Source organism: Enterobacter sp. Acro-832 (genome assembly GCF_011752745.1).
GTDB lineage: Bacteria > Pseudomonadota > Gammaproteobacteria > Enterobacterales > Enterobacteriaceae > Enterobacter > Enterobacter quasiroggenkampii.
The window spans coordinates 195843-221667 of record NZ_VWWX01000004.1; the positions used below are offsets into that span (position 1 = coordinate 195843).

Below are 25825 nucleotides of genomic sequence, written 5' to 3' on the forward strand. Positions count from 1 at the left end.
TCTCTGCAATCCTAAACGCTAAGTGACCGCATTTATTGGGAATTTCTACTTTTTCCCTGCTATTTTTCTCCTTAATTTCTCCATAAAAAAAGCCGGGTGGCGCTTCGCTTACCCGGCCTACGATTTGTTCGTCGTTGTAGGCTCGGTAAGGCATAGCCACCACCGGGCAACACAATCACGCACGCGTCATCATTGGTTGTAGGTCGGGTAAGGCGTAGCCGCCACCCGACAAAAAATCATGCGCGAGTCATCATCAGCTTACGCAGCGCGGCAAAGTCTGCCGGCAGCTCATGAGACAGCAGCGGCAGGTCGGCACGCTCGGCCAGCTCTTTTGGCAGCGGCAGCGTTTCGCCCAGAATCGCCTCCACGCTCTCTTTGAACTTCGCCGGATGTGCGGTTCCCAGGAACAGGCCGTATTCACCCGGATTAAGCTGATCGCGCAGCGCGCGGTAGGCAATCGCCGCGTGCGGTTCAGAGGTATACCCCACCGCCTTCAGCTCGCGCATGGTGGATTTGGTGGTCTCATCCGTCACCGCGGCATAGCCCAGGTCGCCCAGACGCCAGATCTTACGGCGGAACAGCTCTTCCACGCGCGGCCAGTTGTTTGGCTGTGACACATCCATCGCATTGGAGAGGGTCGCCTGCGTGGCGTTCGGCGCCCACTTCCCGTCTTTCAGGAAGCGCGGCACGGTGTCGTTGGCGTTGGTGGCGGCGATAAAGCGTTTCACCGGCAGCCCCAGGGATTTTGCCAGCAGGCCCGCCGTCAGGTCACCGAAGTTACCGCTCGGCACGGAGATCACCAGCTGGTTGCGCGCTTCCTGCGGCAATTGCGCCACCGCTTCGAAGTAGTAGCAGATCTGCGCCAGCAGACGGCTGATGTTGATGGAGTTGGCGGAGTTCAGACCCAGCGCCACCTTCAGCTCTTCGTCGTCGAAGGCCTGCTTGACCAGCGCCTGGCAGGCATCGAAATCACCGTCAATTGCCACGGTTTCAATGTTGCCGCCGAGGGTGCAGAACAGTTTCTCCTGCAGCGGGCTGATTTTACCTTTCGGATAGAGGATCACCACGCGGACGTTTTTCAGGCCGTAGAACGCATGGGCTACCGCCGCGCCGGTATCGCCGGAGGTTGCGGTCAGGATGGTCACCGGCTTGTCGCCGCTGATGTGGGTCAGCATCTGCGCCATAAAGCGGCCGCCGAAGTCTTTGAACGCCAGGGTCGGGCCGTGGAACAGCTCCAGACAGCCGACGTCAGGCTCAACCTGCTGAACCGGCGCCGGGAACGCGAATGCCGCGCGTACGCGCTCTTCCAGCAGCTCCTGCGGAATTTCATCGCCGATAAACGCGGACAGAATTTTGGTGCTGCGGGTGACAAAATCCTGCTTAAGCAGGTCATCAATCTCGGTCAGCTGGAATTCCGGCAGGTCATGAGGGAAAAACAGCCCCTGATTTTTGCCCAGTCCCTGAGTCACCGCCTGCGCGAAGCTGACCTGCTCGTTATGATCTTTAAGGTTGTAGAGTTTCATTAATTATCCCAGTACTCGTGCGCCAGCCGTGTCCAGACGGCAAATATGAACAAAGCCTTCCTGATTTTGCAGGTAGTGTTTAGAGAGCCAGTCCGCCACGCGCTGCGCAGTGTCTGCCTTGTCGCACAGGGCGAACAGCGTCGGGCCGGAGCCGGAGATGCCGCACGCCTGCGCGCCGATATCCATTGATGCCTGTCGCGCCTCGTTAAAGCCGGGCAGCAGCTTCGTGCGGTACGGCTCGGCAATGACGTCCTTCATCAGTTTGGCCGCCAGCTGCGGCTGGCGGGTGTAGCAGGCGTGGATAAAGCCCGCCAGATGACGCCCGTGGGCAATACAGTCCTGACGACGATACTGCGCGGGCAGGATCGCACGCGCTTCCGCAGTTGAAACCTTGATACCCGGATAGGCCAGCACCCACAGCCACTCATCAAACCCTGGCACCTGCTGGCTGATGATGCCATTTTCTTCGATCATCAATTGCATGCCGCCGAGGAAGCACGGCGCCACGTTGTCATAGTGAATGCTGCCGGAGATACGCCCTTCCAGCTCGCCCATTAAGCCCAGCAGGCGGTTGTTGTTCAGCGGCTTGCCGCAATGCTCGTTCATTGCTACCAGCGCGGCGACCACCGAACAGGCGCTGGACCCAAGACCCGAGCCGATCGGCATACTTTTTTCCAGCGTCATGGCGACCGGCACGTTTTTGCCGATCTCCTGACAAAAACGTTCCCAGCACTGATAGACGATGTTCTCGCGCGGGTCGGACGGTAACTTGCTGGCGAAGCGGCCCACGTTGTTCAGGCTGAAGCTGTCTGCCGCTTCCACCGTCACCGTATCACCCAGCAGCGAACCATCCACCGGCGTCACCGCCGCACCCAGCACGTCGAATCCGACGCTCATATTCGCGCTGGAAGCCGGGGCATAAACTTTGACCATGTTAAACTCCTAACTTCCATGACAGGGTACGCAGCAGATCGGCAAACACACCCGCCGCCGTAACATCGTTCCCTGCGCCATAGCCGCGAAGCACCAGCGGCAGTGGCTGATAATAGTGGCTGTAAAACGCGAGGGCGTTTTCGCCGTTTTTGACTTTGTACAGCGGGTCGTTGCCATCCACTTCGGCAATCTTCACCCGGCACACGCCATCTTCTTCAATGTTGCCAACATAGCGCAATACCTTACCTTCATCACGGGCTTTTGCAACGCGAGCGGCAAACGCGTCGTCAAGCTGCGGCAAACTGGCCATAAAGGCGCCAACATCGCCGCTGCTGTCAAATTCTGCCGGCAGGACCGGTTCAATCACGATATCGGAAAGCTCAAGCTCACGGCCCGTTTCGCGCGCAAGGATCAGCAGCTTGCGCGCCACGTCCATACCGGAAAGGTCGTCACGCGGATCCGGCTCGGTATAGCCCAGCTCGCGCGCGGCGCGGGTGGCTTCCGAGAGGCTCATCCCCTCATCCAGCTTGCCGAAGATAAACGACAGCGAGCCGGAGAGAATGCCGGAGAAACGCTGCAGTTCGTCGCCCGCGTTAAGCAGATTCTGCAGGTTCTCGATAACCGGCAGGCCCGCCCCCACGTTGGTGTCGTACAGGAACTTGCGGCGCGACTTGCTCGCCGCCAGACGCAGCTGGTGATAGTAATCCATCGACGAGGTGTTGGCCTTTTTATTCGGCGTCACCACGTGGAAACCTTCGCGCAGGAAGTCCGCGTACTGGTCGGCCACCGCCTGGTTCGAAGTGCAGTCGACGATGACCGGGTTAAGCAGGTGATACTCTTTTACCAGACGGATCAGGCGGCCCAGGTTGAACGGCTCTTTTGCCTCCTTCATCTCGGCCTGCCAGTTTTCCAGGTTCAGGCCGTGGACGTTGGTCAGCAGCGCTTTGGAATTCGCGATCCCGCAGACGCGCAGGTCGATGTGTTTCTTCTTCAGCCACGCCTGCTGGCGCTTCACCTGCTCCAGGAGCGCGCCGCCCACGCCACCCACCCCAATCAGGAACAGCTCGATGACCTGATCGGTGTTAAACAGCATCTGGTGAACCACGCGAACGCCGGTGGTGGCATCGTCGTTATCGACGACAACAGAAATTGAACGCTCTGACGAGCCCTGGGCAATCGCCACGATATTGATATTGGCGCGCGCCAGCGCGGCAAAGAATTTGGCGGAGATACCGCGCAGGGTGCGCATACCGTCGCCCACCACGGAGATGATCGCCAGACGCTCCTGAATCGCGAGCGGCTCCAGCAGCTCTTCTTTCAGCTCCAGATAGAACTCTTCCTCCAGCGCGCGGCGGGCGCGCAGGCAGTCAGCCTGCGGCACGCAGAAGCTGATGCTGTATTCGGAAGAGGACTGGGTGATCAGCACCACCGAAATACCGTTGCGGGACATGGCCGCAAACACGCGTGCCGCCATGCCGACCATTCCTTTCATCCCCGGACCGGAGACGCTGAACATCGCCATATTGTTGAGGTTGGAGATGCCTTTCACCGGCAGACCGTCCTCATCGGTGCTCGCGCCAATCAGCGTACCCGGCGCCTGCGGGTTACCGGTATTTTTAATCAGGCAAGGGATCTGGAACTGGGCAATCGGGGAGATGGTACGCGGGTGAAGCACTTTGGCGCCGAAGTAGGAAAGCTCCATCGCTTCCTGGTACGACATCGACTTCAGCAGCCTGGCGTCCGGTACCTGGCGCGGGTCGCAGGTATAGACGCCGTCGACGTCAGTCCAAATCTCGCAACAGTCCGCACGTAAGCAGGCAGCCAGCACGGCGGCGGAGTAGTCGGAGCCGTTACGGCCCAACACCACCAGCTCGCCCTTCTCGTTACCGGCGGTAAAGCCCGCCATCAGGATCATGTGGTCAGACGGAATTTTGCTGGCGGCGATACGGCGGGTTGATTCGGCAATATCAACGGTGGATTCGAGGTAGTGGCCCACCGCCAGCAGTTTTTCAACGGGATCGATCACGGTCACGCTATGGCCGCGCGCTTCCAGCACGCCCGCCATGATGGCGATAGAGAGTTTTTCACCGCGACAAATCAGCGCCGCGTTGATGCTGTCCGGGCACTGGCCGAGGAGGCTGATGCCGTGCAGGACATGTTTAATTTGCGCGAATTCCTGCTCAACGAAGGACTTCAGCTGCGCATGCGGGAAGCCAGGCAGCGCCTCTGCCAGCCCTTGCAGTAAGTCAGCGAAGATACGCTCTGCGTCGCTGATGTTCGGAAGTGCATCCTGACCACCGATGGTCTTTTCAATCATCGCCACCAGATGGTTCGTGATTTTTGCCGGGGCAGAGAGCACGGTCGCAACCTGCCCCTGCCTGGCGTTGCTTTCCAGGATATCGGCAACACGCAGAAAACGTTCTGCATTTGCCACTGATGTACCGCCGAACTTCAACACTCGCATGGTTCTACCTCGTTTCCTTTAGCCGAAAAAAAAGCCCGCACTGTCTAGGTGCGGGCTTTTTTCTGTTTTTCCTGTACGCGTCAGCCCGCATCGTTACCTGTGGTAATGATGATGGTTGTGGTAATGGTGGTGATGCTGATGCGTTTCATGGATGTTGTGTACTCTGTCATTATTATCTGTCTGTGCTGTATTCTTTTAGGGTTAAAGGATCGGGCACCTTAAGTCAACGAATTTTTAATTTGATCACAATTCGGGAGACTCTCACGTCCCGCTGTGTGCAGATTTATTTTCATCCGATTCCCCCATGTGCAACCCATCCAGACAGACTTATTCGCCATAGTAAAAACTTATGGCAGTGTTTTACTCGGCCAATTTTTTTTCAATATCGTGTAGCAAACGGTGCAGCATGGCGGTGTCCCGCTGTTCAAGACGCCCCAAACGCTGCTGCAACCAGTCAGCCATTTTTTGATCGTCCGCCACCCCCAGATGCACGAGCAGGTTTTCTACGCGCGCGCGAAGTGCTGCAAGCTGATTTTCATCGGTTCCTGTATTTTGCGACGGGGGAATTTGTATTAAGGATGCTAATTGATAGCAATACACCATGACCGCCTGGCCTAAATTGAGGGACGGATAATCCGCGACCATCGGTGCCCCCGTCAGCACGTCCGCCAGTTCCAGCTCTTCATTGGTTAATCCGGAATCTTCACGCCCAAACACCAGCGCCGCTTTCTCCAGCCACTGGCTTTTCTCGCTGAGCATCGGCACCAGCTCCGCTGGCGTGGCATAGTAGTGGAACTTCGCCCGACTGCGCGCCGTGGTTGCGACGGTAAACGAAATATCGTGCAGCGCATCGGCAAGCGTAGCGTAAGTGGTTATATTATCGAGAATATCTCCCGATCCGTGCGCCACCCAACGGGCGGCGGGTTCCAGATGGGCCGTGCTGTCCACAATACGCAAATCGGTAAAACCCATGGTCTTCATGGCACGCGCCGCTGCGCCTATATTTTCTGCTCTGGCTGGGGCAACCAGTACAATCGACAGATGCATTTATGCTCTCTTTTTAATCAGTTAGCCGGTAAAAATGTGATGCACTTCAACATATTACGCAGCGCGAATTTACAAAATTGCAACACAAATCACCGAAATAGCGTTTCATAACAAATTAAAAACGCTAAACTATTCTGTGTCTGAACAATCAGTTAGAATGTTAACAGAACACTATTATCCTTATGTTTTATAATGATAATAGCGACATGAATACCCTATTCTGATTGGATTCGCTTCGTTTATAAATCAATGTCCGCAACTAGTTGGTTTATTGAAAAATTGTGACAAAGGCTAGCATTCGGCTACGATGATTTCATCAAACTGTTAACGTGCTACAATTGAACTTGATATATGTCAACGAAGCGTAGTTTTATTGGGTGTCTGGTGTCACTTAGCCTGTTATGTTGCTGTTAAAATGGTTAGGATGACAGCCGTTTTTGACACTGTCGGGTCCAAAGGGAAAGTACCCAAGACCAAGCTAATGATGTTGTTGACGTTGATGGAAAGTGCATCAAGAACGCAATTACGTACTTTAGTCACGTTAAGCCGATCATGTTAATTTGCGACATGCATCAGGCAGGTCAGGGACTTTTGTACTTCCTGTTTCGATTTAGTTGGCAATTTAGGTAGCAAACATGCAGACCCCGCACATTCTTATCGTTGAAGACGAGTTGGTAACACGCAACACGTTGAAGAGCATTTTCGAAGCAGAAGGCTACGATGTCTTTGAAGCGACCGATGGCGCAGAGATGCATCAGATCCTTTCTGAAAATGATATCAACCTGGTGATCATGGATATCAACCTGCCGGGCAAAAACGGTCTTCTTCTGGCGCGCGAACTGCGCGAGCAGGCGAACGTCGCGTTAATGTTCCTGACGGGCCGTGATAACGAAGTTGATAAAATTCTTGGCCTGGAAATCGGTGCGGATGATTACATCACCAAGCCGTTCAACCCTCGCGAGTTAACCATTCGTGCACGCAACCTGCTGTCCCGTACCATGAATCTGGGCACGGTCAGCGAAGAGCGTCGTAGCGTTGATAGCTACAAATTCAACGGCTGGGAACTTGATATCAATAGCCGTTCGCTGATTAGCCCGAACGGCGAGCAGTATAAACTGCCGCGCAGTGAATTCCGCGCGATGCTGCACTTCTGCGAAAACCCGGGCAAGATCCAGTCCCGTGCAGAGCTGCTGAAGAAAATGACCGGCCGTGAGCTGAAGCCGCACGACCGTACCGTAGACGTCACCATCCGTCGTATTCGTAAGCACTTCGAATCTACGCCAGATACGCCGGAAATCATCGCCACGATCCACGGCGAAGGGTACCGTTTCTGCGGTGACCTGCAGGAGTAATCCCGCAGTTAACGCATTAAAAAACGGCGCATTTGCGCCGTTTTTTTTTATTTCCAGATCCGCATCGTGTCGTAATCAGGCTCTGCTGGTGGCTCAGGCCGCTTCGGCTGAGAGAGCGAGTACCAGTCGAAATGCCGGGTCAGGTACATCACGGCAAACAGCGCCAGCGCGAGAACCGCTGACCCCAACAGCAGCGCGCTATCCTCCGAGCTCAGCAGGAACCACATCACGACATCCAGCCCGAGTAGCGCCAGTACAAACAGCCCGCTGCGCTTCCAGCTTTTCATAACGGCCTGCAGGTACATTACGTTCATCGCTGCACCAACCAGACTTGCAACAACCCAGGCGGGGGTAAACCCGACGTGTTCAGACAGCGCCAGCAGCACCAGATAGAACAGGACCAGCGACAGCCCCACCAGCAGATACTGCATCGGGTGAAGGCGTAATCCGGTTAAGGTTTCGAAGACAAAGAAGGCCATAAACGTCAGCGCAATCAGCAAAATGGCGTACTTGATCGCACGGTCAGTCAGTTGATACTGATCGGCAGGCGTGGCTACCGTAACGCTAAAAGCAGGGATTGATTCCCACTCTGGCGACTCACTGCTGTTAAACCAGCTCTCAAGATTGTTCGCAAACCAGCTGCTCTGCCAGTTCGCCTGAAAACCAGAATCACCAATTTTATGTTTCACCGGCAGATAGTTACCCATAAAGCCCGGATGTGGCCAGTTGCTGTTGAGCGTCATTTCACTGTTGCGTCCCACAGGAACCACGGCAAAACTCCCCGTTCCGGCCAGATTCAGGGACATCTCCAGGGCAAACGTTTTTGACTCCAGCGTTTTGTCAGTCAGCGGAATATGAATACCGGAAAGCGCACCATCCACACCCGACCCCGGCTCGACGCTCAACGCCTCGCCATTGATGCTGGAAACTTTCACCGTGCCAATGCCCCGCGCATCCCCCACGCCGACAACGATAAACGGTTGCCCAAGGGTCATCGTTTCCCCTTTAAGCTGCGCCATTTTCTCGGTACTGAACCGCACTTTTATCCTGAGATCGGTGTTCCAGATCTGTCCGTCATAGATCCCGATATTTCGGGACTCAACGTGCTGGCTACCTTCAACAACCAGTGACTCCGGCAGAATAAAATGCATATAGCTTTTCTTGTACTCGACTTTCTTCTCATCCTCTACCTTGTAAAAAATCTCTGTTACCGGGATAGCAATCAGCGGCCCGACCAGTTTTTGCGGCCCGCTGGTACTCTGACGCAGCGTATTTTCAACATCGTTGCGGTAGCTCTCTCGCTCTGATATCAGGTTACTGACCATAAAAAGCGGGACTAACAGCAGCAGGATGCACCCCAGAAGGGTGCTAACTTTCCAGAACAGGGGGGATTTCATCATTACGTCTCCTTTGTGATGAGGAGAGCGTAACCAGGCTATGTGGGGCCAGTTTGAAGTTATGTGAAGGGACGGTGAAGTCTCAGCGTGGCCATCACGCCACCTTCATCACGATTACGCAATGTAATCTCTCCCTGATGCAGACGCGCCACCTCCTGAACAAACGCCAGCCCGAGCCCGCTGCTCTTTAACCCGTTCTCGCGCGGAAGGGAATAAAAGCGCTCAAAAATACGCTCCAGCGCGTAATCCGGGATCCCGCTTCCGCTGTCGGTGACGATCAGCTCTACCTGCCTGCGATCTTCCCGGGCCGCCAGCGCAATGGCGCCACCCTGCGGGGTGAAATCGATAGCGTTATCCAGCAAATTGCCGAGCGCCTGCTCGAGAAGGTCGGGATCGCCCGCCACGTAAAGCGATGTCGGCTGAAGGGTCAGCACAATTTTTTTCGCTGCCAACTGCGTCGCTCGCGCGTCTGCAAGCCGAGTGAAGAGCGAGTCAACGCTGACAGCTTCAGGCGTAATCTCGACACGATTTTCAAGCCGCGCCTGAGTGAGCAGCTTTTCAACCAGCGACTGCATGCGCGCATTTTGCACCAGAATATTATCGATAAACCGCGCGGCGACCTGCGGCGGCGGCTGCTCGGAGAGAATTTCTGCCGCGCCGCGTATGGCGGCAATCGGGCTTTTCAGCTCGTGGGTCAGCGCATGGACATAGCGTTCAATGTAGTTTTTCCCTTCAAGGCGAATACGCATATTTTCCAGCGCCTGTGCCAGCTTTTGCAGCTCGCTACTGCCTGGATTAGGCAATGGGAGAGGCGTATCGGTGGTTACCGAGTCGGCATAGCGCGATAACGTACCGATAGATCGATTGATCCACCACGCCACCGCCAAGCCAATCAGCAGGGCAATGCCGAGCAGCGCACCGCCTGCCCACAATATCCGTCGCTCGCTGCGGTGAATCACCGGAGCCATCGCGCTGTTCGGTTTCCCCACCGACAGCACGCCGATTATCTTGCCCTGATCCACAACCGGCGCGGCAACATACATCACCGTGCTTTCCGGATCGTCGGGATGACTCTGGGTACTGCGCGCGCCGTATTCGCCGCGAAGCGTCAGCCAGACATCATTCCAGCGCGAGTAATCTTTTCCCACGGCCAGACCAGCGGAATCAAACACGACCCTGCCCTGCGCATCGGTCATGTAGACGTGATACTCGTTACGCACTTTATGAATACCGCCAATATTGGCGCGAAATGGGCGCTGATGAAGCTGAGAAAAGGCCTGTGCAAGCTTGCCCTGCTGCGCGTGACCCGAAAGCAAATCATCACGTCCGATTTCGGCCAACAGGGTCGCGGTATCGATTAACGTGCCCTCGGTTGCCCTGCGTACGCCGGGCTTCACCTCCTGAACAAAGATCGACAGCACGAACCACGCGGCGATGGCGACGATCAGGAAATACCCCAGCAGCAACCGCATCCCAATGCGCATCAGTAAAGGCCCAGACTGTAGCCCATACCGCGATGGGTGCTGATGGGGGACAGCTCCTCGTTCACCGCCCGCAGCTTGGCGCGCAGGGTTTTGATGTGGGTGTCCACGGTACGATCGAAACTGTCGCCGTCTTCACCCCACACCTTGTCCATGAGCTGCTGACGCGAAAAGACCCGACCGGGCGCCTGTAACAAGGTTTTGAGCAGCAAGAATTCGTAGCGGGTCAAGGGCAATGTTTCCCCGCACCAGCTGATTCGCGCGGCAGGCTCGTTCAGTTCAAATTGCCCGATACGCAACGTTTCTGAGGGTGCAGCGGATTTTTGCATGCGCCGTAAAACAGTCCGCACCCGCGCGCAAACTTCACGAGGGGAGAAAGGTTTCGCAACGTAGTCATCAGCGCCCATTTCCAGGCCAAGCAGCTTGTCGACTTCATCACTGCGCGCCGTCAGAAACAGCACAGGCAGCGAGGGATGCTGCGCCAGCAGCCGACGGCAAAGCTCAAACCCGCTGATGTCCGGCAGTCCGACATCCAGAATGGCGAGCGCCGGAACCTGCCGCCGCGCCTCCTCCAGCACGGGTAAACCGCGTTCAAACGCCTTTACCGCGAATCCTTCCTGCTGAAGCATGTAGATCAGCGTATCGGCGATACTGGTTTCGTCTTCAACCAGCCAGACCACAGGTTGTTGCATGATTCATCCCTGAATTAATGCCACGGCATAATCGGCACCGCGCTGATCGCGTTCTTCGGTGAGCCTTCCACCACTTTGTCAGAATAGGCAAGGTAGGCCAGCGTGTTGCGTTTGGCATCGTAGAAACGCACAACCTGCAGCTTTTTGAACACCAGCGAGGTCCGTTTCTGGAATACCACGTCGCCCTGCGCTTTGCCGTTTTTAATTTTATCGCTCAATTCAACCGGTCCCACCTGCTGACAGGAGATCGCCGCATCGGAGGTGTCCTCCGCCAGCCCCAGGCCGCCTTTGATACCGCCTGTTTTCGCACGGCTGACATAGCAGGTGACGTTTTTCACGTCTGGATCGTCAAACGCCTCAACGACAATTTTGTGGTCCGGGCCAAACATTTTGAACACGGTATCGACGGAACCAATCTGTTCCGCCTGTGCAGCGCGTCCGGCCATCAACATCAGCGCGGTGAAGAGCAAAGTCTTGTATTTCATATTGTTACCATTCTTTAAAATTACACTGAGCGATTATTCAACACTTTAGACAAAAATGTAGCAAGATCACAGGATTAGAATATATTTGCCCATAATGCCCTGCAAAAAGCATGAATGCGCAAAAAAAACACTGAATGCTAAAACATCAAAAAATGCTATTATCCGCTAACCTGTTATCAGGCACCTGCTGTTTTAAGGATGAGGATAGTATATGGATCAGGCTGGAATTATTCGCGACCTGCTCACCTGGCTGGAAGGTCATCTCGACCAGCCTTTGTCACTGGATAATGTGGCGGCTAAAGCAGGCTATTCCAAGTGGCATCTGCAAAGGATGTTCAAGGATGTCACCGGTCATGCTATCGGGGCCTATATTCGCGCACGTCGTTTATCGAAATCTGCTGTGGCTCTGCGCCTGACCGCGCGCCCGATTCTGGATATTGCCCTGCAATATCGTTTCGATTCGCAGCAGACTTTCACCCGCGCCTTTAAAAAACAGTTCTCGTTGACGCCAGCGCTGTATCGTCGCTCGCCTGACTGGAGCTCGTTTGGCATGCGTCCGCCGCTGCGTCTGGGCGAGTTCGCGATGCCGAAGTATGAAATTATTACCCTGCCGGAAACCCATCTGATCGGCACAACGCAGAGCTACTCCTGTTCACTGGAGCAGATTTCCGAGTTCCGTCATCAGATGCGCGTTCAGTTCTGGCGCGACTTCCTGAGCCACGCGCCGGCGATCCCGCCGATCCTGTATGGTCTCAACGAAACGCACCCAAGCCAGGAAAAAGACGACGAGCAGGAGGTGTTCTACACCACCGCGCTGACGCCAGAGATGGCGAATGGCTACATTCAGGGTTCGAAGCCTGTCGTGCTGGAAGGCGGCGAATACGTGATGTTCGCCTATGAAGGGCTGGGAACGGGGGTGCAGGAGTTTATCCTGACCGTTTACGGAACCTGCATGCCGATGCTGAATCTGAATCGCCGTAAAGGTCAGGACATTGAGCTCTATTACCCGGCTCAGGATGCGAAACCGGAAGAAGGCCCTATCAATCTGCGTATGGAATTCTTGATTCCAATACGTCGTTAACGCTGCAGTTCGTCAAGCGCAGGGGCATCAAGATGCGAAATGTCCCCTGCCATCTCCACGACCCAACCTGACGCCAGCCACGCACTTTCCTGATAATCAATTCGGGAAATGGAGCAGTTACGCAGACGCAGACGGCGCTCAGCGTAAGCCGGTAACCCCAGAATGGTGCTCACCAGGCAACCCAACGCAATCCCATGACTCACCAGCAGCGGACGGCTTCCCGCCGGAAGCTTCAGGCATTCCGCCAGGGCGGCATGCATACGTACGCTGAGCTCCTGCATGGATTCGCCCTCAGGAATACGGCCATCTTCGGTACCGTTCACCAGCGTGCGGCGCCAGCCCTCTTCCGTTTCCGTCAGCGTATCGATATGGCGTTTTTCCAGCACGCCCATATCCAGCTCGCGCAGGCGCGGCTCAAGCATGACGTCACAGCCGCAGGCGTCTGCGATGATGCGCGCCGTCTGCTGTGTGCGACCTAAATCGCTGGTAATGACGTGGGTAATGCCCAGCGTTCTGGCACGCTCTGCCACCTGCCACGCTTGCTGCACACCCTTCTCAGTGAGAGGACTGTCTGACTGGCCTTGAATACGTCGCTCGGCGTTCCACTGCGTTTCACCGTGGCGAACAAGGTATACCTGTAACATGCTTTTTTTCCGTTATACTGCGATGAGTTTTTTTTGAATCGAGCTTAATTATGCACCATGTTGTCTCTGCTACCACTAATCCTGCCAAAATTCAGGCAATTCTAAGGGCATTTGACGAGATCTTCGGCGCAGGATCCTGCCATATTGAGGCCATCGGCGTCGAGAGTGGCGTTCCTGAACAGCCGTTTGGCAGCGAGGAAACGCGCGCTGGCGCACGAAATCGCGTGGCAAATGCCAGGGCTGCGGCACCGGATGCGGACTTTTGGGTGGCGATTGAAGCCGGTATCGACGAAGGTGCAACCTTTAGCTGGGTGGTGATCGAAAGCCGTGAACAGCGCGGCGAAGCGCGTTCGGCCACCCTGCCCCTGCCGGAAATCATTCTGGAAAAAGTGCGTGCGGGTGAAGCGCTCGGGCCGGTGATGTCGCAGTACACCGGCATTGATGAGATTGGCCGTAAAGAAGGGGCGATTGGCGTCTTTACCGCAGGCGCGCTGACGCGTTCAGGCGTTTACCATCAGGCGGTGATCCTGGCGTTAAGCCCGTTCCATAACGCGATTTATCGTTAGGTATTTTTCAACAACACCGCTTCCAGCCACTGACGCAGCTCAACGGGCGCCGACTTCAGGCTGTTCGATCCGCGGGTAATCGTTGCGATGCCCGCGCCGAGCTCATTTTTCAGCTCGCGCTGGCTCATCTCGCCGCGCAGTAACTCTTCAATGATCCGCACGCGCGTTCCCAGCGCCTCACGCTCGTCCGGCGTGAGCATCAGCTGCATCAGGGGTAAATGCAAATCCTGCTCGTAAGACTGGCGAAGCAACTCCACAAAACGAAGCCACTCCTGATGACGTTGTTCGGCCATTGCCGAGGAATACGGGGAATGCTGGGTCATGTTATGCTGCCTCTTGTACTCTTTAGCGAGTACAGCATAACACAACCCACGCCGATCAGTAACGTCTCTGCCACTCGGCATCGCTCATCAGGGTATCTTTCTGCCCCATGAAGTAGCGATAGTAGGCATCATAGGCCAGCACGTTCTTCACGTAGCCGCGCGTTTCCGAGAACGGGATGCTCTCGACAAACGCCACGGCGTCGATGCGTCCGGCGCTGTTGCCGAGCCAGGTGCGCACGCGACCCGGTCCCGCGTTATAGGCCGCCGATGAGAAGATGCGGTTGTTGCCGAACTGCTGATACACATACTGGAGATAGCTGGTACCGATATTGATGTTGGTATCCGGATCGAGAAGCTGTGACGGGCTGCTGTATCCAGGGATGTTAAACATCTTCACCGTGTGCGTCGCCGTGCCCGGCATAATCTGCATCAGGCCACTGGCGCCCACCGGGGAACGGACTTTCGGGTTCCAGGCACTTTCCTGACGAGCAATCGCCATCGCGTAGCTTTGCGGAATATCTTTGCCGCGGGTGTAGCGATCGAACAGATCCTTATAAGCCAGCGGGAAACGCTCTTCGAGATGATCCCACAGCTTACCGGCGATCGTCGCCTGCACGCTCAGATCCCACCAGTGGTTATCAAAGGCATAGCGGGCAAGCTGGGCTTTTTCATCGGTGGTGCGGCTGGTCACCAGATTCGCCCATTCGCTGCGCGCGGTGTTATCCATATTCCAGTACATCAGCTCGCGAACGCGCGCCATTTCTGGCCCCTGCGTCAGCGCCGGGTTCGCGTTAGCGGGCGCCTTATCAATGCGGAAGGTGTACTCCTCGCCCAGGCGCTGCGCGGCCGCCATCGGGTAGAACCCGCGTTGCTGCATCAGCGTATGGAGAATCTCTTTGGCTTCATCATCACGACCGCGCTCCATCAGCAGATCGGCCTGCCAGTAGCGCCATTCGTCTTTCTCTTTGGCCTCCATTGGCAACCGCGCGAGCCAGGTATTGAGCCCGCGACGATCGCCCGTACCCAGCGCCATGCGTACGCGGCGCTCCACCAGCGACGTGGAGTTCGAACGCATAATGGCATCGTCTCGCCAGCGCGCCTGCTCGTCGGTCACATCGGTGCCCATCAGTCGCCACGCCACGATATCGCGCAGCTCCTGGGTTTGCTCCTCATTAAGCTGCTGCGCCTGCACCAGCTGCGGGATCATCAGTCGTGCGTTTTCTACATCGTCACGCGCCACGCTGGCAAAAGCTACCGCCGCCATCTGGCGGGTAAAATCGGTCGCGCCCGTACTGCGGGCAAAGGTCAGCACGCTGTTGGGATCGTTTGCCAGCGAGATAACCGCCGTGGAGATCGTCTGGTAATCGGACGGCATCTGCCCCGCCAGCGTGGTCACCAGCCGCGTGTTGCCTGCCTTCATCGCCAGGCGGATGCGCTCAAGATAGGACAGCGGGTCCTGCTTGCCGGAAGCACGCCACGCGCCAAACAGGGAATCACAGGCGTTCGGCTGATTTTTCCCGGTCAGCCAGAGCTCTTTCGCCCCGGCCCAGGCCTCTTCCTGCTGGCCGGTCGCCCATTTTGCGTAGTAGTAGTTACACTGCGCTTCGGTGGTATTCGGCTTTTCAGGGCTAAACGCCAGCAGTCCGCGCCAGTCTTCGCGACGCGCCAGCTCATTCACAAAACGAGACTGGAGATTTCGGGCTGGCGGCAGGGTCGGGTTCGCCTGAATGAAGTTATTCACGGTGACGGTTGGCTGGTTCATGAGATCGTCCGTGATCTGGCGATACTCGAGATACGGATACAGCGGATAATCCTTTAGCGTCGGCATCAGCGCCTGAACGGTATCCATCTGCTTGTTGTCCCACGCCTGTTTAATCTGAGCGTAGCGACTACGTTGTTCATCCAGTGAATCGGCATGCACCGCCTGGCTTACCGCCATTACGCATACGCTGGCAGCCAGCAGACGCCAGACCACCTGTTTGGCTTTTTCCACAAGCTCTTCCTCATTGTTTTTTCGTCAATTGCAGCGTCTTGCCACGTCAAAGTCTAATTAACTTATGCTAACCAGGCATCCTTCAACGCGCCACGTCATGGACACTTTTTTACCTTTCTTGCGCGTTTTAACACTCCCGACGTTCCTGGCTGGGATTAGGGCGGGAAAAAGGCTACACTTCGAGGCTGAAATTCCTTCTCATTACGATAAAAGAGGCGAAGTCCAACGTGGCTCAATTCGTTTATACCATGCATCGTGTCGGCAAAGTTGTCCCGCCGAAACGTCATATTCTTAAAAATATCTCGCTGAGCTTCTTCCCGGGCGCAAAAATCGGTGTTCTGGGTCTCAACGGTGCCGGTAAGTCCACCCTGCTGCGCATCATGGCCGGCATTGATACAGACATCGAAGGTGAAGCCCGTCCGCAGCCTGGCATCAAGATTGGCTACCTGCCGCAGGAACCTCAGCTGAACCCGGAACACACCGTTCGCGAATCCGTTGAAGAAGCGGTATCCGAAGTGGTTAACGCCCTGAAAGGTCTGGATGAAGTGTATGCCAAATACGCCGAGCCGGATGCGGACTTCGACAAGCTGGCCGCACAGCAGGGCAAGTATGAAGAGATCATCCAGGCGCACGACGGTCACAACCTGAACGTGCAGCTGGAGCGCGCGGCTGATGCCCTGCGTCTGCCGGACTGGGATGCAAAAATCGCGAACCTCTCCGGGGGTGAACGCCGCCGCGTGGCGCTGTGCCGCCTGCTGCTGGAAAAACCAGATATGCTGCTGCTCGACGAACCAACTAACCACCTGGATGCGGAATCCGTGGCGTGGCTGGAGCGCTTCCTGCACGACTTCGAAGGCACCGTTGTGGCGATCACCCACGACCGTTACTTCCTCGACAACGTCGCCGGTTGGATCCTGGAGCTGGACCGCGGTGAAGGTATTCCGTGGGAAGGCAACTACTCCTCCTGGCTGGAGCAGAAAGATCAGCGTCTGGCTCAGGAAGCGTCTCAGGAAGCGGCCCGTCGTAAGTCTATCGAGAAAGAGCTGGAGTGGGTGCGTCAGGGCGCGAAAGGCCGTCAGTCTAAGGGCAAAGCCCGTCTGGCACGCTTCGAAGAGCTGAACAACACCGAATACCAGAAACGTAACGAAACCAACGAACTGTTTATTCCACCTGGAGCACGTCTGGGGGATAAAGTGGTTGAAGTGACCAACCTGCGTAAGTCTTACGGCGACCGTGTGCTGATCGACGACCTGACCTTCTCCGTACCGAAAGGCGCTATCGTCGGCATCATCGGTCCGAACGGCGCGGGTAAATCAACCCTGTTCCGCATGATGTCCGGTCAGGAACAGCCAGACAGCGGCTCTATCACCCTGGGTGAGACCGTGAAGCTGGCCTCCGTTGACCAGTTCCGCGACGCGATGGATAACAGCAAAACCGTGTGGGAAGAAGTCTCCGGCGGTCTGGATATCATGCGTATCGGCAACACCGAGATGCCAAGCCGCGCCTACGTTGGTCGCTTTAACTTTAAAGGCACCGATCAGGGCAAACGTGTAGGCGAGCTGTCCGGCGGTGAGCGCGGTCGTCTGCACCTGGCGAAGCTGCTGCAGGTGGGCGGTAACGTTCTGCTGCTCGATGAACCAACAAACGACCTGGATATCGAAACCCTGCGCGCGCTGGAAAACGCCCTGCTGGAGTTCCCGGGCTGCGCGATGGTTATCTCGCACGACCGCTGGTTCCTGGACCGTATCGCGACCCACATCCTGGACTACCAGGACGAAGGTAAGGTGGAGTTCTTCGAAGGTAACTTCACCGAATACGAAGAGTACAAGAAACGCACGCTGGGCGCCGACGCGCTGGAGCCGAAGCGTATTAAGTACAAGCGTATTGCGAAATAAAAGCAAAACGGCAACTTCGGTTGCCGTTTTTTATGGTTGTTCCCTCTCCCCGTGGGAGAGGGCCAGGGTGAGGGCATCAGGCCGCACAGTGTGTAGGCCGGGTAAGGCGAAGCCGCCACCCGGCTTTTTTATTTGCCCACGTAATACCGCTTCACCTCGTCAAACTGCATCGCAAACTCAATATAGCTCATCAGCGCGGGCGAATTCAGCTTGCGGCTCGGGTAGGCCAGCCAGAGGTCGTTGCCTTCAACATTCCACTCCGGCAGCACCTGCACCAGCGCGCCCTTTTCAACCTTATCTTCCAGCAGAAATGTAGGAAGCAGCGTGATCCCCGCCCCGGCCATCGCGCACTCGCGGGCGTACACCAGATTATCGGTCATATGCGCGTTATCCGGCAGGTAGCGGTAATCCTCATTCTCGCTTCGCAGAAGCCACTCCGACCAGGCTCTGTGCGTAATGCTGCGGTGCTCCACCAGTTGACGGGGATGCGTTAGCGGCGCCCGACGCGCCAGATAGTCCGGCGAGGCCAGCATGTAGCGCGGACAATGCCCGATCATTCGGCCAATCAGGGAGGAGTCCTGCGGCTTGCCGGTACGCAGCGCCACGTCAAAGCCGGACTCGACCAGATCCACCACATCATCAGAGATCGACACGTCCAGCGAAACCTCAGGATAGCGAAGCTGGAACTCGGCATTCATATGCGCCAGCAGCGTTGCTCCTATCCCAGCCGGGCAGGTGATGCGCAGCCGCCCGCTCGGGTTTTCGCGCAGGCGCTGAATGGCATACTCCGCCCGCTCGCTGGCCGCCAGCATTTCGCGGCAATGCACCAGATAGTGCTCGCCCGCAAACGTCAGGTTTAGCCTGCGCGTGGTGCGGTTAAGCAGGCGGATACCCACCTGCTGCTCCAGCTGGCTAATTCGCTGGCTGACGCTGGATTTCGGCAGTTCGGCTTTCTGGGCTGCCGCGGTAAAGCTGCCCATCTCCGCCACCAGCGCGAAAAGCGCCATATCCTGCAGCTGTTTAAACATGATTGTTCATCCTGTACGAACGCTGAGTTCTTGATTGTCCATCTTATCATGCAGCTGGCCACTTAATAGACTAGCCTCAACAAAACGCATGCCATTGAGGAGCACACCATGTCAGTTAAAGCCATTGCCGTGAACCCGGAAAATCCGTCCACCTTCATTGAAATCACCCCACCGATGCCACAGCCCGGCGAGCACGATCTGCTGGTGGAGGTGAAGGCCGTCTCCGTTAACCCGGTTGATACCAAAGTCCACGCGGGCATTGCCAAAAACGGGCTGAAAGAGCCGCGCGTGCTCGGCTGGGATGCCAGCGGGATCGTCAAAGCCGCTGGCACTGGCGTCACCGGATTCAAACCGGGAGATGAGGTGTGGTATGCAGGGGACATCACCCGCCCGGGCAGCAACACCACACACCAGCTGATCGACGCGCGCATAGTCGGGCACAAACCGACAAGCCTCGGCTGGGCGGCTGCCGCTGCGCTACCGTTGACCGCGCTCACCGCGTGGGAGGGACTGTTTGAACGGCTGAATATTCAGGATGCCGGTGCGGACAAAACCCTGCTGATCATCGGCGGTGCGGGCGGGGTGGGATCGCTGGCGATCCCGTTTGCGAAGCACAACAGCAAGGTAAAGGTTATCGCAACGGCGTCCCGTGAAGATTCCGCCCAGTGGTGCCGCGATCGCGGTGCAGATGTGGTGGTGAACTACCGCGATCTGAAAGGCGAACTGGCGAAGCACGGGCTGAACTTTGTGGATTACATTTTCATCCTCAACGATACCGACGGACACTGGGAGGCGGTCAGCGAACTGATTGCGCCGCAGGGGCATATCTGTTCTATCGTTGAGAATGAACACCCGCTGAACCAGGACAAGCTGAAGTCGAAATCCGCCGCGCTGCACTGGGAATTTATGTACACCCGCAGCATGTACCAGACCGCTGATATGGCGCGTCAGGGTGAGATCCTCAATGAGGTGGCGAAGCTGGTGGATAACGGCGTGGTGGAAAGCTCACTGAGTGAAACGCTGCACGGGCTGAGCGTGGAAAGCATTACGGAGGCGCACCGTAAAGTGCTGGACGGGCATATGCGGGGGAAAGTGGTGATTGAGTTCTGAGTGGCTTGTTCCCCCTCACCCTAACCCTCTCCCCATAGGGGAGAGGGGATAGCACGGAGCCGTCTTTAACCCTGCTCCCCCATCATCTCCTTCACCAACTCGACGCAGCGCAGGAAACGGGAGTCGTAATCCGACTCTTCCACATGCACAAACTCAACGTTGTTTTCGTTGAGCATATCCACCAGCATGGTCTGGAATTCTCGCCTGTCGACGGAGCTGCCGAGGCTGCGCATGCCGTCGGCCACCCACGGGGTATTGTTTTCCAGCAGGATCACCAGGTCAAAGCGGTATTCGTCAATCAGCGCCTGCACGAACGGATGTTCACGCCCTTCGTACTTTTTGCAGAACGCCTGGGTGGTGACAAAATCGGTATCGATAAACGCCACCTTGTTGGCGTATTTCACCGCGAAATCAATGTACTGGGCATGACCGAGCGCGATTTTGTCGTAGTCGGAATACTGCAGCGCCATCTCATCGCCGCCCAGGTGGGAAAAGACATAGTCGCGCCCGTACTCCCACGCGCTGGTGGTATTGAAGATATTCGCCAGCTTGTTGACCAGCGTTGACTTACCGCTCGACTCGCCGCCCAGGATCGCGACGGTGCGCACAAAGAACGGCTTCACCTCGGTCGGGATGTAATCCCAGTAGCGGAACGGGTTTTCGCGGATCTGCGCCCCGCTGATGTTCATGAAGGTGCGTTTCGGATCGATCAGCACCGTCTCAATGCCCAGATGCTCGCGGAACTGCGGCGCGTCGGACTCTTCAGAGGTGTAGATCCAGTTAGGCGCAATGCCCTTCTCTTCCATAAACGCTTTGATGCCGTTGCTCCACACGTCCCAGCCGTGCGGGTACGGCTCCATGCCCTCTTCGTTGAAGGCATGAATGCGAATGTTTTTCTGGTACTTGAAGGTCTGGAGCAGCCAGCGCAGGCGGTCCGGCACGGTCGGCTGCTGCGACATGGCGCTGTCTTCAAACAGCTGGCGATCGCGGGTTTCGTCGTACCCCATGATGATGTGCAGCTCGTCCACCTGGCTGCAGGCGCGCTGGATCAGATAGATATGCCCGGTATGCAGCGGGTAAAACTTGCCGAACACCACGCCGATGTTCTTTTGCATACGCGGGAATTCCAGCCCCAGAAAGCGGTGCAGCGCTTCGAGCTTCTGCGCGCTGGGGCTTTTGATTTTGGCGTTCAGCAGTTGGCTCAGGTAGCCTTTGGTCATGCCGCTGGCGTCTGCCACCTGCTGCAGCGTGCAGCCCTTCTGGCGGATAGCGGTCTTGATGTAGTCAAATGATGACATAAATTACGGTGCCTCCTGCAAAATCGAATACGTAATTATAAGTCGTCAAAGACATTTAACGCATCTGCGAGTTTCTTCACGCCAAATACCTGCATCCCTTCCGGGATTTTTTTCGGCACGTTGGCAGCCGGAACTATCGCGCGACGGAAACCGTGTTTTGCCGCCTCGGAGATTCGCTCCTGCCCGCTCGGCACCGGACGGATTTCCCCGGCAAGGCCCACTTCGCCGAAGACGACCAGATCCTGCGGCAGCGGTCTGTCGCGCAGGCTGGAGACCATCGCCAGCAGCAGCGCCAGGTCTGCGCTGGTCTCGGTGACTTTGACGCCGCCGACCACGTTCACGAAGACGTCCTGATCCGCCATCTGCAGACCGCCGTGACGGTGCAGCACCGCCAGCAGGATCGCCAGACGGTTCTGTTCCAGACCAACCGCTACGCGCCGTGGGTTGCCCATCATCGAGTGATCGACCAGCGCCTGAATTTCGACGAGCAGCGGGCGCGTCCCTTCCCACAGCACCATCACCGAGCTGCCGGAGGTGATCTCATCGCCACGGCTCAGGAAGATGGCCGACGGGTTGCTGACTTCGCGCAGCCCCTGCTCGGTCATGGCAAACACGCCTAACTCGTTCACCGCACCAAAGCGGTTTTTATGACTGCGCAGGGTGCGGAAGCGGGAATCCGCGTCGCCATCGAGCATCACGGAGCAGTCGATACAGTGTTCGAGCACTTTCGGTCCCGCCAGCGAGCCATCTTTGGTCACATGGCCCACCATCACAATCGCCACGCCGCGTGTTTTAGCAAAGCGCGTCAGGTAGGCCGCCGTTTCACGCACCTGCGCGACGCTGCCCGGCGAGGACTGGATGTCCGCCATGTGCATCACCTGAATGGAGTCGATCACCATCAGCTTCGGCTGCTCTTCTTCGGCGATCATGCAGATCTGCTCGATGCTGGTTTCCGACAGCATGTTCAGATTACCGGTCGGCAGGCCCAGACGGTGCGCGCGCATCGCCACCTGCTGCAGGGACTCTTCCCCCGTGACGTACAGGGTTTTCATCTGTTCGGCGAGCTTGCAGAGCGTTTGCAGCAGCAGGGTTGACTTGCCCGCGCCCGGGTTACCACCGATAAGAATCGCGCTGCCCGGCACCACGCCACCGCCGAGCACGCGATCGAACTCTTTAAATCCGGTGGAGAAGCGCGGCAGCTCTTCGAGGCTGATGTCCGAGAGCTTCTGGACTTTCGCTACGCCCGCATTGCCCGCGTAGCCGCTCAGGCGTTCATTGCGCGCCACGCTCGGCGAAGCCGCCACACCACGCACTTCGGTGATGGTGTTCCAGGCATGACAGGCGCTGCATTGCCCCTGCCAGCGCGGATAATCCGCACCACATTCATTACAGACAAATGCGCGTTTTGGAGCTTTCGCCACGGTTTACCTCGTTATTTCTCTGCGGCCTGCGTGCCGGGTGGCGCTTACGCTTACCCGGCCTACAAAGCATACCGTTATTTCTGATTAAGGCTGCCGGAGAGAATGCAGAACACCCCCATCAGGTCAGCGTGACGGATAGTCACTTCCGTCTTTTCATTCACTTTTGGCTTGGCATGGTAGGCAATGCCCAGGCCGGCCGCTTTGATCATCGGCAGGTCGTTCGCGCCGTCCCCGATGGCGACGGTCTGGACAACCGGAATTTCATATTTTTCCGCCAGACGCGTCAGCGTATTGGCTTTGTACTGGGCATCCACAATATCGCCGATCACCTGGCCGGTCAGCTTGCCGTCCATGATCTCCAGCTCATTGGCCACCACGGTGGTCAGATGCAGTTTTTCCCGCAGATAATCCGCGAAGAAGGTGAAGCCACCGGAGGCGATCGCCACCTTCCAGCCGAGGGACTGCAGCTTCAGCACCAGCTGCGTCAGCCCGGGCATCAGCGGCAGCACATCGCGCACCTGGCGCAGAATGTTGGCATCGGCCCCTTTCAGGGTCGCCACGCGCTGTCTCAGGCTGGCGGTGAAATCCAGCTCGCCGCGCATCGCACGCTCGGTGACTTCCGCCACCAGCTCGCCGCTGCCCGCCAGCTTCGCAATTTCGTCAATACACTCGATCTGAATGGCGGTAGAGTCCATGTCCATGACCAGCAGGCCAGGCGTTTTCAGGTGCGGAATTTTACCCAGTGGCGCAACGTCCAGCCCGGCGTCATGCGCCAGGCGCGTGGCGCGCTGCGTCAGAGAGCCCGCCAGTCGAATGACCTGGTAGTCTTCCACGCACCAGGCGGCGACGATGACCATCGCGGCCCCCAGTTTAGTTTGATACTGGGTCAGGCGTTGCTTATCCAGACCGCGTCCGTACAGCAGCCAGCCGCTACGACCGGCATGGTAATCCAGAGGCATCACCTCATCGCCACTTAAAGAGAGCGGCAATCCTGGCCATAAAGAGACATCCGTTGGCAGGTCACACCAGGTAATGTTCGGCATTAAAGCTCCTGTAATTTCGTTCGCGCCGGAAGGTTGCAGAGGGAAAATAACGCATGAGGCTACCCTGTAACCATCACTTCTGGCAACATTAAGCCGTAAATTTTCAGCAGGTGGAATATGGCTCGCGCAAAACTGAAATTCCGGCTCCATCGCGCCGTGATTGTCCTTTCCTGTCTCGCACTCTTAGTGGTGCTGATGCAAGGGGCATCGTGGTTTAGCCAGAATCATCAACGGCAACGCAACCCGCAGTTTGAAGAGCTGGCCCGCACGCTGGCACGCCAGGTGACGCTCAACGTCGCGCCGTCCATGCGAACCGAAACGCCGGACGAGAAGCGAATAGGCCAGGTTTTACGCCTGCTGACGGAGAACAGCCGCATTCTTGATGCGGGCGTCTATGATGAGCAAGGCAACCTGATTGCCCGCGCGGGCGAACATGTCGACGTGCGCGACAGGCTGGCGCTGGACGGCAAAAAAGCCGGCGGCTACTTCAACCAACAGCTTGTTGAACCTATTCAGGGCAAGAATGGCCCTCTGGGGTATCTGCGCCTGACGCTCGACACCCATACTCTTCCTACTGAAGCCAAGCAGGTCGATAATACCACCAACATTCTGCGCCTGATGCTGCTGCTTTCGCTCGCCATTGGCGTTGTGCTGGCGCGCACCCTGCTTCGCGGCAAACGCACGCGCTGGCAGCAATCCCCGTTCCTGCTGACCGCCAGCCGGTCGGTCCCCGAAGACGAAGAGAGCGAGAAGAAAGAATAGTGATAAAGTAGGCGAACGATTCAGAAAAGGAACTTTGCCATGACGACGTTACGCCTGCTTATCTCTGACTCTTACGATCCCTGGTTTAATCTCGCGGTGGAAGAGTGCATCTTCCGCCAGATGCCTGCCACCCAGCGCGTCCTCTTTCTCTGGCGTAACGCCGATACGGTGGTCATTGGTCGTGCGCAAAATCCGTGGAAAGAGTGCAACACCCGGCGCATGGAAGAAGACAACGTCCGCCTGGCGCGCCGGAGCAGCGGCGGCGGTGCGGTGTTCCACGATCTGGGCAATACCTGCTTTACCTTTATGGCGGGAAAACCGGAATACGACAAAACCATCTCAACATCCATCGTCCTCAACGCGCTCAATGCGCTCGGCGTGACGGCTGAAGCTTCGGGACGCAACGATCTGGTGGTCAAAACGCCCGACGGTGACCGCAAGGTCTCCGGCTCTGCCTATCGTGAAACGATGGATCGCGGCTTCCACCACGGCACCCTGTTGCTGAATGCCGATCTGAGCCGTCTGGCGAACTACCTTAATCCTGATAAGAAAAAGCTACAGGCTAAGGGCATTACGTCCGTACGCGGGCGCGTGGCGAATCTGGTGGAACTGCTGCCCGGGATTACTCACGCGCAGATTTGCGATGCGATCCGTGACGCTTTCTTTGAACATTACGGTGAGCAGGTAGAAGCCGAAGTGATCTCCCCGGACAAAACGCCGGACCTGCCCAACTTCGCCGACACCTTCGCCCGCCAGAGCAGCTGGGAGTGGAACTTCGGTCAGGCCCCTGCCTTTTCCCATCTGCTGGACGAACGTTTTACCTGGGGCGGCGTGGAATTGCACTTTGACGTTGAGAAGGGCCACATTACCCGCACGCAGGTCTTTACGGATAGTCTCAATCCGGCACCGTTAGAGGCGCTGGCTGCGCGTCTGCAGGGCTGTTTGTATCGGGCGGATATGTTGCAGCAGGAGTGTGATGCGCTGATCGGCGATTTTCCGCAACAAGAAAGAGAATTGCGGGAATTATCGGCCTGGATCGCCCAGGCTATAAAATAACCCGGATAAAAAGCGGTGAATAAATGCACCGCTTTTTTATTATTCGCCTCCCTCTACATGTAAATACATGCACAAATGTATTTACCCGCATTAATATTTCTCAAAACAAAAATTAGAATTAATCATTATAGAATTAACATTAACCATTAATAGAATCTTCGCGCTTGCAACACTGCAAGTTAATGACTTCATGATAATTAATACAATTATTCAATTATTGGTTAAGGAATA

General features: G+C 56.6%; 24 protein-coding genes and 1 other annotated feature. Of the genes, 7 read left to right on the top strand and 17 right to left on the bottom strand.

The annotated features are described in order from the left end of the window. Positions 1–236 precede the first annotated feature (236 nt). The 6 genes from thrC to yjjY all read right to left on the bottom strand — a co-directional run bounded on the left by thrC (position 237) and on the right by yjjY (position 6507). On the bottom strand, positions 237–1523 hold the full coding sequence (gene thrC, locus F3J31_RS15705) for a threonine synthase (RefSeq protein WP_023326668.1): 1287 nt from the start codon (positions 1521–1523) through the stop codon (positions 237–239). A 3-nt stretch (positions 1524–1526) separates the two neighbouring features. Further along, positions 1527–2456 carry a homoserine kinase gene (gene thrB, locus F3J31_RS15710; RefSeq protein ID WP_048225593.1) on the bottom strand — a complete coding sequence of 310 codons (930 nt, stop codon included), beginning with the start codon at positions 2454–2456 and terminating at the stop codon, positions 1527–1529. A gap of 1 nt (position 2457) precedes the next feature. Continuing rightward, on the bottom strand, positions 2458–4920 hold the full coding sequence (gene thrA / locus F3J31_RS15715; RefSeq protein WP_045907755.1) for a bifunctional aspartate kinase/homoserine dehydrogenase I: 2463 nt from the start codon (positions 4918–4920) through the stop codon (positions 2458–2460). A 24-nt stretch (positions 4921–4944) separates the two neighbouring features. Continuing rightward, positions 4945–5062: a sequence feature (Thr leader region), on the bottom strand. After that, the gene (thrL, locus tag F3J31_RS15720; protein WP_015572623.1) at positions 5001–5069 is read right to left on the bottom strand and encodes a thr operon leader peptide; all 69 of its coding nucleotides are present in this window, start codon (positions 5067–5069) and stop codon (positions 5001–5003) included. Its footprint overlaps the feature before it by 62 nt. Before the next feature lie 211 nt (positions 5070–5280). Next, the gene (locus tag F3J31_RS15725) at positions 5281–5967 is read right to left on the bottom strand and encodes a tRNA/rRNA methyltransferase (protein ID WP_045907754.1); all 687 of its coding nucleotides are present in this window, start codon (positions 5965–5967) and stop codon (positions 5281–5283) included. A gap of 399 nt (positions 5968–6366) precedes the next feature. Further along, positions 6367–6507: a protein YjjY gene (gene yjjY / locus F3J31_RS15730; protein WP_085928893.1), complete on the bottom strand. Its 141-nt coding sequence runs from the start codon at positions 6505–6507 to the stop codon at positions 6367–6369. Between the two features lie 95 nt (positions 6508–6602). Between yjjY and arcA the strand changes: the two genes are divergently transcribed. Continuing rightward, positions 6603–7319 carry a two-component system response regulator ArcA gene (gene arcA / locus F3J31_RS15735; protein WP_003856501.1) on the top strand — a complete coding sequence of 239 codons (717 nt, stop codon included), beginning with the start codon at positions 6603–6605 and terminating at the stop codon, positions 7317–7319. Between the two features lie 47 nt (positions 7320–7366). Here the strand turns inward: arcA and creD are convergent, their stop codons facing one another. Genes creD through creA form a run of 4 tightly spaced genes read right to left on the bottom strand, consistent with a single transcriptional unit; the run spans position 7367 to position 11374 of the window. Continuing rightward, on the bottom strand, positions 7367–8719 hold the full coding sequence (gene creD / locus F3J31_RS15740) for a cell envelope integrity protein CreD (protein ID WP_167214038.1): 1353 nt from the start codon (positions 8717–8719) through the stop codon (positions 7367–7369). A gap of 56 nt (positions 8720–8775) precedes the next feature. Continuing rightward, on the bottom strand, positions 8776–10200 hold the full coding sequence (gene creC, locus F3J31_RS15745; protein ID WP_167214041.1) for a two-component system sensor histidine kinase CreC: 1425 nt from the start codon (positions 10198–10200) through the stop codon (positions 8776–8778). After that, positions 10200–10889, bottom strand: a complete 690-nt coding sequence (gene creB / locus F3J31_RS15750; RefSeq protein ID WP_069720136.1) for a two-component system response regulator CreB — start codon at positions 10887–10889, stop codon at positions 10200–10202. The genes creC and creB overlap by 1 nt, the downstream gene beginning before the upstream one ends. A gap of 14 nt (positions 10890–10903) precedes the next feature. Beyond that, positions 10904–11374 carry a protein CreA gene (gene creA, locus F3J31_RS15755; protein WP_048225583.1) on the bottom strand — a complete coding sequence of 157 codons (471 nt, stop codon included), beginning with the start codon at positions 11372–11374 and terminating at the stop codon, positions 10904–10906. Between the two features lie 211 nt (positions 11375–11585). On the opposite strand from creA, the gene robA reads away from it, so the two are divergent. Beyond that, positions 11586–12455 (top strand): MDR efflux pump AcrAB transcriptional activator RobA, encoded by an 870-nt coding sequence (gene robA / locus F3J31_RS15760; protein WP_045907752.1) that lies wholly within the window; start codon positions 11586–11588, stop codon positions 12453–12455. Here robA and gpmB read toward each other — a convergent pair. Beyond that, the gene (gpmB, locus tag F3J31_RS15765; RefSeq protein WP_008502057.1) at positions 12452–13099 is read right to left on the bottom strand and encodes a 2,3-diphosphoglycerate-dependent phosphoglycerate mutase GpmB; all 648 of its coding nucleotides are present in this window, start codon (positions 13097–13099) and stop codon (positions 12452–12454) included. The two genes, robA and gpmB, sit on opposite strands and share 4 nt — an antisense overlap. A gap of 50 nt (positions 13100–13149) precedes the next feature. Here gpmB and yjjX point away from each other — a divergent pair, with 50 nt between their 5' ends. Beyond that, positions 13150–13665 carry an inosine/xanthosine triphosphatase gene (gene yjjX, locus F3J31_RS15770; protein WP_008502058.1) on the top strand — a complete coding sequence of 172 codons (516 nt, stop codon included), beginning with the start codon at positions 13150–13152 and terminating at the stop codon, positions 13663–13665. Here the strand turns inward: yjjX and trpR are convergent. Next, entirely contained in the window at positions 13662–13988 is a 327-nt protein-coding gene (gene trpR, locus F3J31_RS15775; RefSeq protein WP_047747961.1) for a trp operon repressor, read from the bottom strand. The genes yjjX and trpR overlap by 4 nt on opposite strands. Before the next feature lie 55 nt (positions 13989–14043). Further along, the gene (sltY, locus tag F3J31_RS15780) at positions 14044–15981 is read right to left on the bottom strand and encodes a murein transglycosylase (protein ID WP_167214043.1); all 1938 of its coding nucleotides are present in this window, start codon (positions 15979–15981) and stop codon (positions 14044–14046) included. A 227-nt stretch (positions 15982–16208) separates the two neighbouring features. On the opposite strand from sltY, the gene ettA reads away from it, so the two are divergent. Then, complete coding sequence (gene ettA / locus F3J31_RS15785; protein WP_003856515.1) at positions 16209–17876, top strand: energy-dependent translational throttle protein EttA; 1668 nt, start codon at positions 16209–16211, stop codon at positions 17874–17876. 128 nt (positions 17877–18004) lie between these two features. On the opposite strand, the gene F3J31_RS15790 is transcribed toward ettA, so the two are convergent. Beyond that, on the bottom strand, positions 18005–18904 hold the full coding sequence (locus tag F3J31_RS15790; RefSeq protein ID WP_167214046.1) for a LysR family transcriptional regulator: 900 nt from the start codon (positions 18902–18904) through the stop codon (positions 18005–18007). A gap of 108 nt (positions 18905–19012) precedes the next feature. Here F3J31_RS15790 and F3J31_RS15795 point away from each other — a divergent pair, with 108 nt between their 5' ends. After that, complete coding sequence (locus F3J31_RS15795) at positions 19013–20014, top strand: zinc-binding alcohol dehydrogenase family protein (protein ID WP_167214049.1); 1002 nt, start codon at positions 19013–19015, stop codon at positions 20012–20014. A 65-nt stretch (positions 20015–20079) separates the two neighbouring features. On the opposite strand, the gene nadR is transcribed toward F3J31_RS15795, so the two are convergent. The 3 genes from nadR to serB all read right to left on the bottom strand — a co-directional run bounded on the left by nadR (position 20080) and on the right by serB (position 23776). Continuing rightward, a complete protein-coding gene (gene nadR, locus F3J31_RS15800; protein ID WP_032643997.1) occupies positions 20080–21312 on the bottom strand; it encodes a multifunctional transcriptional regulator/nicotinamide-nucleotide adenylyltransferase/ribosylnicotinamide kinase NadR in 1233 nt (410 codons plus the stop codon). A 35-nt stretch (positions 21313–21347) separates the two neighbouring features. Then, positions 21348–22733, bottom strand: a complete 1386-nt coding sequence (gene radA, locus F3J31_RS15805) for a DNA repair protein RadA (RefSeq protein ID WP_023293325.1) — start codon at positions 22731–22733, stop codon at positions 21348–21350. A 74-nt stretch (positions 22734–22807) separates the two neighbouring features. After that, positions 22808–23776 carry a phosphoserine phosphatase gene (serB, locus tag F3J31_RS15810; protein ID WP_008502066.1) on the bottom strand — a complete coding sequence of 323 codons (969 nt, stop codon included), beginning with the start codon at positions 23774–23776 and terminating at the stop codon, positions 22808–22810. Positions 23777–23893: 117 nt separating this feature from the next. On the opposite strand from serB, the gene F3J31_RS15815 reads away from it, so the two are divergent. Next, positions 23894–24538: a YtjB family periplasmic protein gene (locus F3J31_RS15815; protein ID WP_048225575.1), complete on the top strand. Its 645-nt coding sequence runs from the start codon at positions 23894–23896 to the stop codon at positions 24536–24538. Positions 24539–24577: 39 nt separating this feature from the next. Beyond that, positions 24578–25594 carry a lipoate--protein ligase LplA gene (gene lplA / locus F3J31_RS15820; RefSeq protein WP_167214052.1) on the top strand — a complete coding sequence of 339 codons (1017 nt, stop codon included), beginning with the start codon at positions 24578–24580 and terminating at the stop codon, positions 25592–25594. Positions 25595–25825: the final 231 nt, after the last annotated feature.

Coding starts and splice junctions, on each gene's coding strand:
- thrC (WP_023326668.1), bottom strand. CDS start 1,523: ATGAAACTCTACAACCTTAAAGATCATAACGAGCAGGTCAGCTTCGCG.
- thrB (WP_048225593.1), bottom strand. CDS start 2,456: ATGGTCAAAGTTTATGCCCCGGCTTCCAGCGCGAATATGAGCGTCGGA.
- thrA (WP_045907755.1), bottom strand. CDS start 4,920: ATGCGAGTGTTGAAGTTCGGCGGTACATCAGTGGCAAATGCAGAACGT.
- F3J31_RS15725 (WP_045907754.1), bottom strand. CDS start 5,967: ATGCATCTGTCGATTGTACTGGTTGCCCCAGCCAGAGCAGAAAATATA.
- arcA (WP_003856501.1), top strand. CDS start 6,603: ATGCAGACCCCGCACATTCTTATCGTTGAAGACGAGTTGGTAACACGC.
- creD (WP_167214038.1), bottom strand. CDS start 8,719: ATGATGAAATCCCCCCTGTTCTGGAAAGTTAGCACCCTTCTGGGGTGC.
- creC (WP_167214041.1), bottom strand. CDS start 10,200: ATGCGCATTGGGATGCGGTTGCTGCTGGGGTATTTCCTGATCGTCGCC.
- creB (WP_069720136.1), bottom strand. CDS start 10,889: ATGCAACAACCTGTGGTCTGGCTGGTTGAAGACGAAACCAGTATCGCC.
- creA (WP_048225583.1), bottom strand. CDS start 11,374: ATGAAATACAAGACTTTGCTCTTCACCGCGCTGATGTTGATGGCCGGA.
- robA (WP_045907752.1), top strand. CDS start 11,586: ATGGATCAGGCTGGAATTATTCGCGACCTGCTCACCTGGCTGGAAGGT.
- gpmB (WP_008502057.1), bottom strand. CDS start 13,099: ATGTTACAGGTATACCTTGTTCGCCACGGTGAAACGCAGTGGAACGCC.
- yjjX (WP_008502058.1), top strand. CDS start 13,150: ATGCACCATGTTGTCTCTGCTACCACTAATCCTGCCAAAATTCAGGCA.
- trpR (WP_047747961.1), bottom strand. CDS start 13,988: ATGACCCAGCATTCCCCGTATTCCTCGGCAATGGCCGAACAACGTCAT.
- F3J31_RS15790 (WP_167214046.1), bottom strand. CDS start 18,904: ATGTTTAAACAGCTGCAGGATATGGCGCTTTTCGCGCTGGTGGCGGAG.
- F3J31_RS15795 (WP_167214049.1), top strand. CDS start 19,013: ATGTCAGTTAAAGCCATTGCCGTGAACCCGGAAAATCCGTCCACCTTC.
- nadR (WP_032643997.1), bottom strand. CDS start 21,312: ATGTCATCATTTGACTACATCAAGACCGCTATCCGCCAGAAGGGCTGC.
- serB (WP_008502066.1), bottom strand. CDS start 23,776: ATGCCGAACATTACCTGGTGTGACCTGCCAACGGATGTCTCTTTATGG.
- F3J31_RS15815 (WP_048225575.1), top strand. CDS start 23,894: ATGGCTCGCGCAAAACTGAAATTCCGGCTCCATCGCGCCGTGATTGTC.
- lplA (WP_167214052.1), top strand. CDS start 24,578: ATGACGACGTTACGCCTGCTTATCTCTGACTCTTACGATCCCTGGTTT.